Source organism: Litorimonas taeanensis, from assembly GCF_003634015.1.
In the GTDB taxonomy this organism is placed as follows: Bacteria; Pseudomonadota; Alphaproteobacteria; order Caulobacterales; family Maricaulaceae; genus Litorimonas; species Litorimonas taeanensis.
In genome coordinates, this window is sequence record NZ_RBII01000001.1 from 1,416,316 (window position 1) to 1,432,082 (window position 15,767).

General features: G+C 45.4%; 12 protein-coding genes. 2 read left to right on the forward strand and 10 right to left on the reverse strand.

Translation table 11 applies throughout. The annotated features are described in order from the left end of the window. Positions 1–35: 35 nt before the first annotated feature. The 5 genes from DES40_RS06520 to DES40_RS06540 are packed head-to-tail and all read right to left on the reverse strand — an operon-like array spanning position 36 to position 3,836. Complete coding sequence (locus tag DES40_RS06520) at positions 36–584, reverse strand: alpha/beta fold hydrolase (RefSeq protein ID WP_121099788.1); 549 nt, start codon at positions 582–584, stop codon at positions 36–38. Continuing rightward, the gene (locus DES40_RS06525; RefSeq protein WP_121099790.1) at positions 581–1,915 is read right to left on the reverse strand and encodes an MFS transporter; all 1,335 of its coding nucleotides are present in this window, start codon (positions 1,913–1,915) and stop codon (positions 581–583) included. The genes DES40_RS06520 and DES40_RS06525 overlap by 4 nt, the downstream gene beginning before the upstream one ends. Then, the gene (locus tag DES40_RS06530) at positions 1,912–2,364 is read right to left on the reverse strand and encodes a VOC family protein (protein ID WP_121099792.1); all 453 of its coding nucleotides are present in this window, start codon (positions 2,362–2,364) and stop codon (positions 1,912–1,914) included. The genes DES40_RS06525 and DES40_RS06530 overlap by 4 nt, the downstream gene beginning before the upstream one ends. Continuing rightward, entirely contained in the window at positions 2,357–3,376 is a 1,020-nt protein-coding gene (locus DES40_RS06535) for an NADP-dependent oxidoreductase (protein ID WP_121099794.1), read from the reverse strand. The genes DES40_RS06530 and DES40_RS06535 overlap by 8 nt, the downstream gene beginning before the upstream one ends. Further along, positions 3,360–3,836, reverse strand: a complete 477-nt coding sequence (locus tag DES40_RS06540) for a VOC family protein (RefSeq protein WP_121099796.1) — start codon at positions 3,834–3,836, stop codon at positions 3,360–3,362. Before DES40_RS06540 ends, DES40_RS06535 begins: the two co-directional genes overlap by 17 nt. 319 nt (positions 3,837–4,155) lie before the next feature. Here DES40_RS06540 and DES40_RS06545 point away from each other — a divergent pair, with 319 nt between their 5' ends. Then, positions 4,156–4,533, forward strand: a complete 378-nt coding sequence (locus tag DES40_RS06545) for a YciI family protein (RefSeq protein ID WP_121099798.1) — start codon at positions 4,156–4,158, stop codon at positions 4,531–4,533. Beyond that, positions 4,530–5,456: an alpha/beta hydrolase gene (locus DES40_RS06550; RefSeq protein WP_121099800.1), complete on the forward strand. Its 927-nt coding sequence runs from the start codon at positions 4,530–4,532 to the stop codon at positions 5,454–5,456. Before DES40_RS06545 ends, DES40_RS06550 begins: the two co-directional genes overlap by 4 nt. 71 nt (positions 5,457–5,527) lie before the next feature. On the opposite strand, the gene DES40_RS06555 is transcribed toward DES40_RS06550, so the two are convergent. The 5 genes from DES40_RS06555 to DES40_RS06575 form a co-directional block, all read right to left on the reverse strand. Continuing rightward, entirely contained in the window at positions 5,528–6,661 is a 1,134-nt protein-coding gene (locus tag DES40_RS06555; protein WP_121099802.1) for a carbon-nitrogen hydrolase family protein, read from the reverse strand. 252 nt (positions 6,662–6,913) lie between these two features. Then, entirely contained in the window at positions 6,914–8,248 is a 1,335-nt protein-coding gene (locus DES40_RS06560) for a hypothetical protein (protein WP_121099803.1), read from the reverse strand. A 147-nt stretch (positions 8,249–8,395) separates the two neighbouring features. Next, complete coding sequence (locus DES40_RS06565; protein ID WP_121099805.1) at positions 8,396–11,494, reverse strand: efflux RND transporter permease subunit; 3,099 nt, start codon at positions 11,492–11,494, stop codon at positions 8,396–8,398. Next, the gene (locus tag DES40_RS06570) at positions 11,491–12,786 is read right to left on the reverse strand and encodes an efflux RND transporter periplasmic adaptor subunit (protein WP_121099807.1); all 1,296 of its coding nucleotides are present in this window, start codon (positions 12,784–12,786) and stop codon (positions 11,491–11,493) included. Before DES40_RS06570 ends, DES40_RS06565 begins: the two co-directional genes overlap by 4 nt. Positions 12,787–13,132: 346 nt before the next feature. Beyond that, the gene (locus DES40_RS06575; protein WP_121099809.1) at positions 13,133–15,706 is read right to left on the reverse strand and encodes a TonB-dependent receptor domain-containing protein; all 2,574 of its coding nucleotides are present in this window, start codon (positions 15,704–15,706) and stop codon (positions 13,133–13,135) included. Positions 15,707–15,767: the final 61 nt, after the last annotated feature.

Below are 15,767 nucleotides of genomic sequence, written 5' to 3' on the forward strand. Positions count from 1 at the left end.
CCTAGGTGTCTAATTTACAAACCATTTGATTTGAGTCATGTCGCCAAAACGCGAATAAGATCCGCCATTGCTGCATTTTCAAAAGCGGGCTTTCCAATATCTCTGCGTTTAATTAGGCGACAATCAGGTATTAATGTAGACGCCTTGACTGTGGGTTCATAAAGAGACGAATCTGTCGCTATACAAATGACTTCATGCTGCGTTGTTTTCAGAACCGTATCCAAATCATAACTAAAGGCCGCACGAAACGCATCATGAGCAGAGTTCTCTGGGTCTAAACCAGAGGCATATTCTCGTTTCGTTTGTTCATCAAAATATGGTACATCGACCAAGATAAGACGCCCGAGTTGCGAAGACTGTTTCGCCATTTCCAGCGCAACCAAACACCCTGTATGGAAGCCCACAAGAATAGCGTCTTTATTCTGAAGAGAATGCGCTGCATAGGCAGATATGCTTGCCGCTGTCTTCGGCTCATCTCCGTAACCAGGATAGGTAACCGCTTTCGTGTCTACACCCTGCAAAGACTGCCTTACGGTGTCAAAAAATGCCCCTGTATGCGGTGCAGGCGGGAGGAAAAGGATCATAGTTTATTCTCCAATCCTTCACGCGCAGCCAATTCCTTGCGGTAAAGCCGATATGTGACGGGGAGCAGTAAAATCGTGGGAATGCCATAAATTGCAGGCTGTGCCGACATGGCGAGGTTTAACTTATCTTCACCAAAAACATGCGTTGATAGCCAACCGACAAGCATGGGAGAGACCATGCCGCCCAGCAAAGTAATTGCGAGATAGTAATAGGCCACAATCGACCCACGGACATGCCCAGGTACAATTTGCAATAGAGCTGTAACTCCTACGCATGAAACCATACCCACGCCGACCGTAGCAATACATAACATGCCAAAAGCGGTCCAACCCGTAGGCATAAGCGGCGCGATAATCGTAGCCGGAACCATTATGAACAGACCAACCATGGCCAATATAAATGGTGCATCTGTTCGGCCTTTTTTAGACCATGCATCCGAGACAAACCCAGCAATAAAATAAGTTGGCAGTGCAAATAGGAAAGTAGCGGCCCCATTTCGGGCGGCATAAGCACTACGCCCCCATTCTTCTTCGCCATAGGTACGGCTAAACATTTCAGGCAACCAATTAAATTGAGCATAAGCAATAGCCACCATAGTTGTGAAAATCGTCACAAAGCAAAGCAGCGTCGCTGAACGCTTTGCTGCAAAACGTGCCCCATCTGATAATTTCGCAGTGTCGGATTGGGAACTCTCTGTTCGAGGGGGCTCTTTGAGAAAGAAAAACAGTAAGGCTACCAATAATCCCGGCGCGCCAACAGCCAACAGAACAACTTGCCATGAAGAAAGCTCGCCAAACACAGGCAGCATAACCTTTTCGGCGCCATCAGTAACTTTGAAAATAATAGAAATCATGAAGGAGGTAATCGTTGAAGCAATAAATAATGCGGCTGAATAGGTCGCAATGGGCTTCGCTCTACGCTCTTTCGGGAAGCTATCTCCGATTATAGAAAAAGCAGCAGGGCTCATTACCGCCTCACCGACACCCACCATCATTCGCGCCAAAAAAAACAAAACAAAGGTGGTCATCAAGCCTGTGGCCATCGTCGAAACGGACCAAACCGCGATACCAAAAGCAATGATCCAAACGCGTTTTTTGCGGTCGACCATCATCCCAAAGGGAATGGCGCATAGAGCATAAAGGAGCGTAAATGCAGGCCCAGTAAGTAGGCCAACCTGACTGTCAGTAAATAAAAGATCCGCTTTGATATCCTTGATGAGGTAACCAAGGATATATCGATCCATCATCGAGAAAATATAAGCAAGAGTTAGAAATCCAACTAAGCTCCATGCATATGTTGGCTTCGGATAGTCTATCTTTGCCTCATTCATGCTGCAGCCTTTGTAATAAGATAGATAACAACCAAATTTCCATCGAAATCAACAATGCCGATTTCTCTACCTTCTCGTCCATCTTTCGTAATCAACTTATCTTCTGGATAAACTTTCAACCCCAAAACCTTTGACTCAGCGACAACTCGGTCAATCTCAGGAATCTCTAAAATAATTGCGCTTCGGCGCGGCGTAGCCGCAATCGGTTTGGCCTCTGGTACTTCAGTCAGAGCCATGACATTTCTTTGCTCGGTTGTTCCTAAGACAGCAAACCGCATTTTATTCGACTTATCTATCTCAAAAACGTCGTAGCTATAGCTGTCCTCAGCGCTCTCTTTTACGAAAACGACATCAAACCCCAGAACCCCTTCATAAAAAGTCAAAGCCCTTTCAATATTGGCAACAACAAAGTTTGATCTTTGGAATCTTAGTTTAGGTTTCTCACTCATCTAACTTCACCTTTACGCAGCGCGTCCCTATATTATTGCCTGAGTAAACGCCGATGAGCGCTTCTGGCATTTTGTCAAATCCGATTAATTCGTCAATTAAGGGCTTCATCTGCCCCGTGGCAATCCACTCCGCCAATTGCGCATTACACGCGTCAAACTGGTCTAAATAATTATAAACAAAGTAGCCGTGCATTGTTGCATTCGCTCGGCGTAACATTGCATAGTTTTGGAGGCCAAATTTTTCCTCACGAGTATATTCGCTAATGGACCCACAAAGCACGATACGCGCATTATAAGCTAGGTTATCCAAGCAGGTTGATAAAATTTCGCCGCCAACATTATCGTAATAGATATCAATCTTGTCAGGACAAAGCTCAGCTATTTTAGCGGCGACATCATCGTTTTTATAATCGATCATAGCGTCAGCCCCTAAACGCTTCACAACAGCGCATTTTTCTGCGCCGCCAGCGATACCAATCACATGGCACCCTGCGATTTTTGCCATTTGCACAACCATATGCCCAACACCGCCTGCGGCGCCTGACACCACAACGGTTTCACCAGCTCTTGGAGAACCTTGATCAAAAAATGATGTATAGGCTGTCAGCCCTGTCATGGATAATATTCTAACCGAATGTGCATAAGACAGCTCATGGTGCTTGACTTTTAAGAACCGTTCTCGCTCGGTCATCTTTGAGACCTTATGGGTCTGCCAACCCAGTTGACCCTGAACAATGTCTCCTACGCTATAGTCTGGATGGCGGCTTTCCATGACTCGCGCCACGCCCCGCCCATGAATAACGTCACCCAAGTCCAGTGGCGGCTCACCACCAGCGGGCAGGTTCATCATATACATACGCATCACAGGCGCTATGCCCAGATAAAGCGTCTCAAGCAGAACCTCACCCTCGCCAGCAACGGGCATCGGAGATTCTTTATATAGAAAGTCACTGGGTTTGGGCTTGCCTTCAGGCCTTGCCCCGACGCACCATTGCTTATTCAGGAGCGTCAATTTTTGTCACCTGATTGCATTCAAAGAAGTGCCCATCATTATCCCAAAGAAATGTCGATAAGAAATGTTTGGTTTCACCCTTTGCGCCTGTTGTTGACCATTCTTTCGGCTCGCCCCGCGTTTTAAATCCCGCTGCGCTCGCTTTATCATAGATTGCTTGGGCGTCTTCCGCGACGACGACAAAAACGGGATTACCATAGCCCAAATCATAGCTGACTTCTGGCGCAGGCATGACTGGGTCAAGAAACTCCATAAGACCAATCATTCCAATCTCATCATGGTCAAACTGGATGATACATAATCTCAGCTTGTCACCTTTTTTCCCAATTGGCAGGCCACCGCCATCTAATGTGAATGGACGATCAAACCATATTTTGGCGCCTAATATATCACGGAAAAAGACAAGCGAACGCTCCATGTCTCGAACCATTAGCGTGGTACGCTTAATTACATTTCCCATTAAATATACCTTCCCCTTACCAAGGATAATTCCCCAAAATGCCGCGGGGCAGTCTTGTTGACCGCCTCTCTGATTGGCTTGTTACTTGTATAATTAGCCCTAAAAAAAGGTAGGCTTATGATTGAGGTCAAAACACAATCGATTTTTAACGTATTTCAGCGTTTAGACGGGGTATGAATTCCGGGGTCAGAAAACTATTTTACTGAGGCGCTTTAGAGCAGCAAAGACCTTAGACAGAAATCGACTCATGGTTTTGATTGACTTAAGTCAGCCTTATCCCACTCTGATTATCTATAAATTCAAATAAAAAGGATATCTTATGCCCAAAGCTAAACGCGTTGCAAAACTTCAAGAACAAACATTTATGTTCATTTGTACGGATGGGCCAGAAACCAAGGGCCCTCGCGAAGAATTTCTTTTTGGTCATCTCGATCACATCGAAGCCAATAACGAAAAATACAGAGTGGCAGGCCCAATGAGGGATACCCCTGATGGAGAGATCATAGGGAGCTTCTTTTTAATTGCTGCGGACAGCAAAGAGGCCGCATGGGATGTCATGCGTGATGACCCCTATATTGGCAATGAGATGTATGCCTCCATTGTCGTTCATCACATTACACCCGCATGCGGCGATTGGATGGGCGGCGTTATCTGGGATCAAGATGAGATTCGCGCAAATATGAAAAAATACACATGAGCAAACTCTTTAAAGCGGCATTTTATACAGGCCTCATAAGTCTAGCGGCCTGCACGACCGTTCTTGACCAAAGCTTCATTGAGGCTCAAGCACCAGGCACTATAAAGCGCAGTTTTGTAGAAGGAAATTATGGCCAAGCGCATGTTCGAGTCGCGAAGCCTCAAAATAACACATCAAAGAAAACGCCCCTCGTTTTATTACACCCAACCCCCTACTCCTCTCAAACTTACATCCCTTTTATAGAGGCCATGCGCTCTGATCGCCTCATCATAGCAATCGACACGCCCGGATATGGAGATTCTACGGGGCCGGAAACGGCGCCTTCCATGCAAGATTATGCTGACAACGCCCTAAAGGTACTTGAGGAGCTTGGAATTCATGAACCTGTAGACGTAATTGGATATCACACCGGCACCCTTATAGGGGTAGAGATGGCCATTATAGCCCCTGACCGTGTGAATAAAATGGTGCTCGCGGGTGTACCCGTTTACGCGCCCCATAAACTGCCCGAATTACATAAAAAATATGCAAAACCTGATATCATAGAATTAGATGGTTCTCATCTTATCTCGAAATGGGAGTTCGCCAAGCAAACGATGAAAGGCGGGCTTAGTCTTGAAGCGGCACAAGACCATTTCAATGACTACATGCAATCTATGCCAAATAGCACTCAAGCCTATTACACCGTTTTTTCTTATCCTGGTTATGAACGGCTCCCGTTAATTTCAGTCCCAGTTCTGTATGTCGCCATTAAAGGAAGCCTTGAGTCGGAAACATTGGAAGCGCATAATTTGACCCCCAATTCTGAATATGAATATCTAGAGCATATCACGACGGGTCTCTTTGATGTGGCCTATTCAGATATGGCTATGACTTCACAGAAATTCCTCGACGGCACGTCTGACAAACAATCTGCGAAGTAAGGTCACGATAAACCCATTCATTGCGAATGGGTTTAGCATAAACGAAGTTTAGCTTGTGGCCACAAGCGCGTTTATTCCGAAGCCTTATTGAAACGACTGACACTCTCCATCAAAGCTTTCATGTCTTGCCCTGTTTCAGGAAGCGTATCATTTGGAATATCAAGGTGGTTAAGAGGAAACTCTTGCACATACTGATCTAAAACAGGCCGAACCATTTCATACGCGAAGTTGGGAATTTTTCTATTCTTTCGAAACTCTGCGATAGGAATCTCAGCCTCAATGATATCATCTTCGGTTTTTGATAGCGATTTCGCCAAAATTTCACCATTCGGCCCTACGATTATACTCTCGCCAGCATTATAACCCGGTACATTAAATGCAATATTGGTCATAGGTGAGTAAAATTTATTAATACGTGCCATAGCCATAACGTCATCCTCTGCGAATAAAGTGGCTGTGCGGATCATAATTTCTGTTCCTCGCATGGCAAAGGCCGCAAAAATAAATGGATCCATTTGAACAGTTGATACAGCAATATTACCATATTCGGTTTGAAGAACAGGGAACTCCTCTTCTGGCCCATATTTTGCTCGATATTTGTCGCGAACGGCCTCGATTGTCGTCGTCATAATCTCTCGGTCATCATAAATGCGCTTAATATTACGAGACTTCCAGAACGCCTTTTTTAATTCTCCATCACGGCCAATAACGGCATTGATTGAGAGAATATGATTAGGCCAATCAGCATCTGTCGCATAAGTTCCAAACACCAAATAAGTATCACAGGCTTTGGCAATTTTTCCTAAGCGCTCTGTTTCTGGTCCAGGCACTTGGACTGTAAACTTCAATTTATCTGTACGCGACCCAGAAGAATAACCCGTCAATGGAAACTCGTGATATAATAAGAAATCTGGTTTTTTACCCGTCGTACAGGCTTTTTCGGCCATAGCTTCCATATGCTGAAGATTATGTTCTAAACCAGCCTCAACAGTCTCAAAACTCGACAGTGAATCCACCGTTGTTTGCAAGACCTTTAAGACAACACTGTCTTTCTCTAAAGGGACAACGGGGTATGAACCATCTGCCTGCACCAAAACGGGAAGGTCAGCTTTGTTAGTAGGCACCACCTCAGACTGTTCTGCGCAACTCGATATAAGGGCAGCCAATCCAAGCCCTATAAAAGCTGTAAATGTTTTGAGTTTCATATTCGGCCCCAGTCAATTTTATTAGTTTTGAAACTACATAATGGGGGTAGGTAAATCATGGGCTATGATTTTAATCAAAGCTGCACGGCCAGACATTAGCCGCTTTTTTAAATTCAAATCCCTAGAGCGAAGCCTAAGTTATATTAAAGTGTACCACTAATTTTAAGATAGCTTGGTATAAATGAAACCATGCGTCTCAAATTGAAGTCACTGAAAACTGAAAAGCGCAAAGTGATTTAATTCAATTTACGTCTACTGCGGAAATTGCACGACGCTAAACCCTACACCAACAGCCATATTGACGAAGCGTTGAGACGCTCTACCCAAAACATGAATTTCATTTTGGACTGAAGTTTGTTTCACAATCGCATGCGGCCCCGCAATGTGACTATTGGAATTCAATAGGTCTGCGTAAATCGGCGTAATTCGTTTTCCGTCATGCGTTATAACAGTTAAGGCTCTTGCTGACTTATCACCAAGGGTCACAAGTCCTTGTTTTGCAAACTCCGCAATATGTTCGGCACGCGCTAAATGCCCACGCGCCTCGGCTCTGTCCGGTGCCCAATAGGCCTCATCAAATATGCGCCGTTTCAACTGTTGATCATGAATAGTTTCCAGAGCGATAAAGAAACGACGCCGCTGCAATTTCGTAAAGGCTTCACTTTTGTAAAAGTCCTCCACTTGAGGGCGCGATATGCCCCAGCTGACTATTCTACCTTTTTCAAAATTTCTGCGACGATGTGCATCTTCGTAGCCCGTAAGAAATTCACCATTATTATAATAGCCTACGCTAGTCATCCATGGGCTGACGACATCAACACCCGCATTACCCACGCCCAATTTAACAGCAGTTCCAATGTAACTTTCAGCATAAGAAATTCTATCAATTTGGCGGCGATAGGCTCTATTTTCTGTTTGCGGGTCTGTTCCAAATTCGCTGTGTAGTTTCCGCGCGGCATTGTGTTTTCCCATCAAGGAATTCACACCAGACCAGATATCTTCTCCAGCCTTTCCAACACAATTTAACCCTTCACATTTCGTAGACCCCACACTGGACGTTAATCTTTGCCCTGTGACGAACAGCTCACCCACGCCATGTAATAGGCCGCCAGCAACATCCAGCGTTAGATCTGGAATAAAGAGAGCGGCATCCCCTACAGAGTCGACCTTTTCCGTGCGCTTACCAACGGCCTTTACGGCGCGAACTGGAGTCTTCACCAAATTCGCCATACGAGCCCCTGTGGATTGCAAGACAACACCAGATGTAGAACGGCTCTTCAATATATCCGTGATGTATAGCTCTTGAATATAGATGCGGGTGTCCTGAGTGCCTTTAACAACGACGTCCCCTGAATCTGTCAATATTTTAAAGCGGAGTTGGTCATGATCAATAATCGCATAAGGGTACACCTTATGCAGTTCGCCGCTCATCCATGCCTCGCCTAGAATCTCTTGCGCAAATACATGATGCTCTCTTACGGTTTGTTCTTGCTGTGCATTTGACGACGCAAGGACAGGCCCCTGCCCCATTCCAAAAAATACGATAAGAAGGGCCGTATTGAGCATTATATTTTTAAAAGGCTTCATCACTCCGAAATCAGCTTTCTTTATGGTGTTCGCGCAACAGCAAGAACTTTTAAGGTATCATCAAATTCATGAATCAAGAGATGATGCCCCACCATGCAATATTCAAGCACAGTGAGGCAAAGAAAAAACGAATGGTTAATATTTTTCCTAGGCTGTGAATTTCTCTCTTGGCTTACCGTTAATCAGATAAACAAAGAACCGGCGAATATCAGCGCCTATTCCGTATAGGGCGGGCACGAAAAACAACGTCACGAATAAGGCAAATAGAACTCCAAAAGCTAAGCTAATGGCAATTGGTATCAACCACTGCGCTTGAAGCGAGCGCTCCATAAGCAAGGGGAACAACCCGACAAATGTTGTCAACGAAGTGAGCAAAATTGGGCGGAATCGTCTTGTGCCTGCTTCGATAAGGGCATCAGCACCGGCCATACCCTTATCGCGCAGACGATGAACATAATCGAGCAAGACAAGATTATCATTCACGGCAACACCTGCCGCTGCAAACATCCCCAATATGGACAAGACAGACATAGGCGTTCCGAATAACAAATGGCCAATTATCATGCCGCAATAACAAAAGGGAATCGCCGCAAATAAAATCAAAATGGGTTCAGCATAAGATTTGAACGATATCGCCACTAAGACATAGGCCGCCAAGATTGCAATAATCATAAGCGTCATGAGTTCGGCTTGGAACTCAGCTTCATCTTGTGACCGTCCAATATTACCCGGCGTTACGTTAGGGTGAACCGTGTTAAAGTCATTGAAGAATTCTTCGTCCAAGGTTTTACGAATTTCTTCTGCTCTTTCCGACGCCACTTCAGCGCTAACAATAATAGCGCGTTGTCGTTCACGGCGCAGAATTCGATTTGTACCTTTCTCATAACGTAACTCAGCAACGGCTTCTAAAGGCAACTCCCTTCCGTCGCTCGTACGGATTCGAATAGACTTAAGAAAATCAAGAGACTCACGATCTATGCGGGGATAACGAACATATACACGCACATCTTCTCCATCACGAGGTAAGCGCTGTACTTCTTCGCCAAAGAACCCCTGACGAACCTGCCTTGCAACATCAGCAGATGTTATACCAAGGCTCTCTGCACCGGGCTTAAGATCAAACTGTATCTCATCAGAAGCGCTATCCATATCATTCACGACATTAAACACGCCCTCATAGCTCCGCAGGTGATTCATTAAATCTTCTGCGGCGGGTTTAAGATCTTCAAACTCTTTCGCGTTCAAAACATATTGTATAGCAGGCCCATTATTACCACCTTGGTAATTAATATTGATGTTTTCTGCGTCTGGTACATCGCCAATAAGTTCGCGTAGACGTTCTGTCGCGTCTTTGACCTTCATGGCACGTGTTTCCGGCGGCACGAGCTTTACGAGGGCAAGGACATTATTATCGCGGGACCGCGTGTACCAATTTTCAATTAAATCTCCATCTTTGGCTTTAATCTCTTGCTGGAGCTCATGTTCAGCCTTTTGAATCTGAGCCAAGACTTCAAGCGTGCGCGCATAGGGCGTACCTTCAGGTAGCGTCACATCAATCTCAATTTGGTCCGACTCCCCTTCAGGGAAAAAGGTAGATGTCACCAATCCATTGGTCACAAGGCCCACAGTCAATATCATAAAACCGATAAATATAGAGGCCGTGACATAACGGTAGTATAGAGCCTTAATAATAAGCGGACGATAAACAGATCGGGCGAACCACATGAGGCTTTCCGATATTTTATTCTGAAATCTCATTATACGGCTTTTTGGATTTACAGGTTTTAAGTGCGCCAAATGTGCCGGCAAAATCAGTAAAGACTCAAGCAATGAGAAGGCGAGTGCTAAAATCACAACCAGTGAAATTGCCCGAGTAAATTCGCTAGTGCCGCCAGATAAATACATCCAAGGGGCAAAGAAAATCATCGTTGTCAAAACAGCAAATATCACAGGTTTAACCACCATACTCGTTCCGCCCACGGCTGCGTCAAGCTCAACTTCGCCTTCTTCTGTTTTATAGTGGATGGCTTCGCCAACAATGATAGCGTCATCGACGATAACCCCAATCACTAACAGAAAGGCAAAGGTCGAAATCATATTAAATGAGACATCAAAGAGAGGCAGCAGAGCGAGTCCACCTGCAAAGGCCGTTGCAATCCCAACCGAAACCCAGAGGGCAATTTTCGGACGCAAAAACAACATTAATGTTAGACAAACTAAGAGTAGTCCCATGAAGAAATTCTTGGCAATTGTTGAAATTCGCCCTGAATAATCGTCTTCTGCATTATCCCATTCCGTAATTGTAATACCTTCTGGAATATTTTGATTTAGCCCTTCCACATAACCACGAACATTTTCAGACATCTTCAAAATGTCCATATTCGGGCCACTCATTATTTGAACCAAAATGGTGCGCTTCCCATTCACAGTCGCCATCAAATCGACTTGTTCAAAGCCATCAATTACCTCAGCAATATCCTTGACACGAATGACAGCGCCGCTTGCATCTTGGCGCACGATAATATTTTCAAAATCCGATTGCGTATCAGCCTGTCGACGCGTGCGTAGCTGCATATTGCCTACATCTGTCCGCACATTACCTGAAGAGGCATTCACGGATGTCCCGCGAATAGCTGTCGCAACCTCGGCCAATGTTAGGCCGTATTGCCGTAATGTCGCCTCTGATACTTCGATTGAGACTTCTTCGCCGCGAACGCCAAATAACTCCACGGCAGGCACATATCCCAGCAATGCAATCTCTCGGCGCGTCTTTTCAGCAAAACGCTTTAACTCTCTTTCGCTAACAGTTTCATCTCCAGAAACAGCCAAACGAATAACTTCGTCTCGGTTTCTGAAGATATTTATTTGTGGTTCTTCAGCCGCTGGTGGAAACGCATTAATTGAATCAATCTTCCGCTTCACATCCGCCAGCAGTTTAGCTTCATCGACACCGTTCTTTCCTACAACAGTGACAGAGCCCCCACCTTCACCCGCAAAAGCCCACATACGATTTATATCGTCAACTTCTGAAAGAGCTTCTTCCATTCGAACAATGATTTGCTCTTCTACATCTTGAGGCGATGCACCCGGCCATGCAACATAAGTGTTAGCCCCTGGAAACTCTACATAAGGATCGAGTTCTCTTTCAATTTGGATATAGCTGACAAGGCCGCCCAAGAGACATATAATCATCAATAAGTTTGCGGCGACGGGATTACTTGCCCACCATTTAACTATTCTATTCATGGTCTAGCTCCCGAAGCTATGCGCGTTTCGGCAGCGCCTCCTGTTTTCACCAACTCAATTTTCATTCCATCTGCAACGCCGCGGATAGGAGAGGTAATGACGGCTTCACCACGCGTGAGACCGTTCGACAGCACAGCGCGATCACGATTAGACGACACAACGGTGACTGTCTTAACTGAAAGCGTACCATCATCATTTGCCACATAGACTTGGTTATCTCCGCGTAAGGCCGCACGCGGAATAAAGGTTACATCTGTGAGACCTTTTCCTTCGACTTCGGCGTTGACGAATAATCCAGGCGCCATAGGGGCGCCCTCAACGATCCCTTTCCCAAAAGGATCCTTCACCTCTACATAAGCAAAAAGAACGCGTGATTGATTATCAAAACGACTATCCGTCCGAACGATATGACCTGTCCATTCGCTATATTGCCCCGCAATATTAGAAGATAGTTTAACGGGAATACCGTCTCCTGACGCATTATGATAGCCAAGCGTTAATCCAATTTCTGCCAGATCATTTTGGCTCATTGGCAAACGGACATCCATGACATCTGTGGCATAGACTTCGCCAAGCTTTGTACCGCTTGTTACATATTCACCTTGATCAATATGACGCATAGTCACTCGCCCTGTAAATGGAGCGTATATCGACGTCCTTGCCAACAGTAATTCAGCTTCGCCCAATTGCGCTTTTGCTGATTCGAGATTGGCCTTAGCTTCAGCCAGCTGCGGCTCTCTTAGACTTAACGCAGAAGGCTTTCCGCCTCTGCCTAACTCTTGCCAGTCTCGCTTTGCAATTTCGGCTTCTGATTCTTCTCGTGTGACAACAGTGGACGCTTGAGTAACCCCTGCCCGCGCTTGAATAACCCTTAACTTGTATTCGGCAGGGTCAATACGGACTAACAACTCTCCAGCCTTGAACGCGCCCCCTTCAATGAATTTAGGCGACATGTAAGTGATTTGGCCACTGACCTGAGGCACAATATTAATTTGGGTGCGAGGTTGTACCTCCCCTTGCGCGCTGACAGTCAAAGTGACATCGCCCGTTTGCGCCAGAGAGGTCAAGACTGGTACAGCTTTGGCCTCTTCTTTCTTTTCTTCTGGTTTGGGCTTTAAAGCTCCCATACCTATAGTTCCAACAATCGCCACTATGATGACGAATACGGGTAGGAAGAAACCTAATATTCTCCATATCAGTAGTTTTCGTCGCCCTTCTTGAGCGTTTTGATTAGTGAAATTTGACATTCCGATTTTCTCAAACGGAATTTGGGCCTTTTCAGACTCCTGCATACTCGCCTCCTCGTCCGGTTGGCACACCGGTTATAAGAATCAACTAGCATCATAATTATTGTTTTTCAATAAATATTTATTGAAATACGAGGTTTTCCAATTTTTAGGGCAAATATCCGCAATCCCTATGACTTGCATAAGAGTTTTGCTATATTTATCTAAAAAACCGAGCCAAAGGCTCGGTTTTTTAGATATTCTGAAATCTATTGTCCCCATTTCATCGATAATGAAACGGTATATAAAGCGGATCGATGACAAGGTTAGTAATCACCGATCCTACACATTAGACCAAAGCCTAAAGTGGTCCTAAATGAGCGAGAACACATCCCCGCTCGTATCTAAAACTTTAGAAACTTGTCGATAGAGAGGCAGAGAAATTTCGGCCACGTTCGTAGCTATTAAACTCCGTACGACCAGCCTCATCACTAAACTGATATTCTTCGTGATCTGTGTTCAACAAATTCCGTGCACTTAGCCCCAAGTTAAATTCGCGGCCTGACACGTCAATTTTCCGACGATATACAAGATCCAGCTGCGGCCCTGGACGCTCAACAACATCTGGCACAACGCTCAATCCACGAAGTCCACGACGTGAAATTCGCTCGTCAACCCAACCAAATAAAATGGTGAATTGGTCATTGTCAGATTCCCAACCAAACTGTGTGTTGACGATGTTTTCCGGCGTCCCTTGAAGGGGTTGTCCGTCAATTCCGAACAAATCAGCAGGAATAGGTGAACCATCGGCTTGGAGAATTACATCATCCGCCGTCGCCTTCACTGTCGCATCTGTGTAAGTATAGTTGACAGTAAAGAACCAATCACGGGACTTTAGAAACTCTACGTCGAATGGCATATCGAAATTGGTGCGCAACTCGGCTTCCATACCTAATAATTCCGCCGCAGGCGCATTGATAAAGGATGTTTCAAAGACATTCGCTGATGTTTCAAAAGTCGATTCTTCAATCGGGTTTGTGATATCTTTGTAGAAACCAGAAACCGTAATGAATTGATTACGGCCGAAATAGCGTTCCAAACGAACATCGAAGTTCTGGAATTCAGAATCAACCAAGTTCGGGTTACCCACGAAAGTGCGGTCAGATTCAGGATCTAAGAAACGAGACGAAGCGAGTTCGCGAAATTGCGGTCGTGCGATTGTACTGGAATACCCAAGACGCAATTGCGTGTCGTCCATGAAATTCCAAGTCAAAGACGCTGAAGGTAGAAAATAATCATTGTCCAAGTTTGATGATACGCCCAAATCGCTGAAGCGGTTTAAAGTTTGAACAGACAATTCTGCATCTTCATATCGAACCCCATAATCGGCGCGAATAGTTTCAGAGAATTCAATATCTGTTTTGAAGTAAGCCCCAAAGACATCCAAATCGCCGAGATAATTATCACTCGTACGAGGTGGAGTTTCCTGAATTGTAAATATAGGGCCAATCGTATCTGCAGAGAAAAGCAGATCCACTCGGGCCGCAGCAAGTTCAGGAATAAGCTGTGTTGAAGTCGCAAATTGAAGATTTAAATCCGAGAACTCACGGTCTGTTTGGGCATAATCAACACCCGCCGCAAATTCAATTTGCCAATCAACACTGTTAGGCACGTCATAGCTAAGATCAAAGCCGCCGCTCACAATCTCATCATTCACTTCTGAGAAGCCAATACGATGCGCGTTGTTTCCTGGGAAGAGCAATCCTGCATCCCGGTTTTGACGCTCAAGCTCACGCTCATATGGAGCATCGCGAGTTGCCATTGAATATGACCCACGCCAGTTCGCGGTAAAATCTCCTAAAAAATGCTCTCCATTAAGCTGTGTAAACATGAGTTCACGCTTATAATAGCCGCTCTTTTCTAGTGAAATTCCGTCTGGTTCACTAAAGGTTTCACCTGTATCAATCTGAGCTTCTTTTGAGGTATCATGAACGTAGAACAAGGTTCCCTGTACAGAATCACCAGAGTCAAAGTTTAACGTTGATGAAGCAAGGCCATTCCAAGTGACTTGATATGTTGATTCAGTGGATTCTAAATCGTCGACAAGTCGGCCATTAGCCTGAACCTGACGTGTCGACCGTTCAGTTGACCAGCCATTATCAAAGCCAGCCGTTCCAACGAAGCTAAGCTCGCCAAAATCTAAGCCAATAGTTTTTGCGCCATCAACAGAAAAATTCAAATCAGGGAAGGTTTCATCATACCCCTGAATAACCGTCAAATTGGGATCAACCAAAAGCTGACCGATCAATTCCAAGTCTTCGTCTGGTTGGTCAGATAATTGCTCACCGCGCTGTAGAACACCGAGTAATGGTGTTGGAATATCGCGCGTACCATCATCAAAGCCAAGACCATCACGATCTCCACCGTGCACAAAAAGGCTTTGCTTACCCGTCGTGGCGGTGTTTGCCCCTACGCCCACTTTGACTTTTAGAAAATCATCAGCGGGTGTTTTAAGCGTACGTAAATCAATAACACCACCGCCAAATTCACCCGGTAGATTAGGTGAAAATGTTTTTTGGACCGTGATACCATTCAAAACGCTTGATGGAAAAAGATCGAGCGGCACTGTCCGACGTAAAGGTTGAGGCGATGGAAGCGGTGAGCCATTTAAGAGAGCTGATGAATATCGGTCTCCTAGGCCACGAACATAGGCAAACCGTCCGCCAACAATGCTCAGGCCACTGACACGTGTAAGAGCAATAGCCGCATCGGAATCACCCTGACGCAAGAGGTCTTCGGCCTGAAGAAACGACGCCACTTGGGATGTTCCGCGTTGCGGATCAGGGATAAAGCTGCCTGTTACAACGACTTCATCCACAGCGACTGCGCTATCACTTGGCGCATCTGCATCTTGTGCGTGGGCTTGAAAGCTAAGAGCGGCGGCTGATAGAGCAAGAACCGCCTTGAATGAGAATTTATAGTTCATGGGGAACCTTTGATTACAACCAATAAAAGGGGAGTCTGAATATGGATATTTAGACCAACCC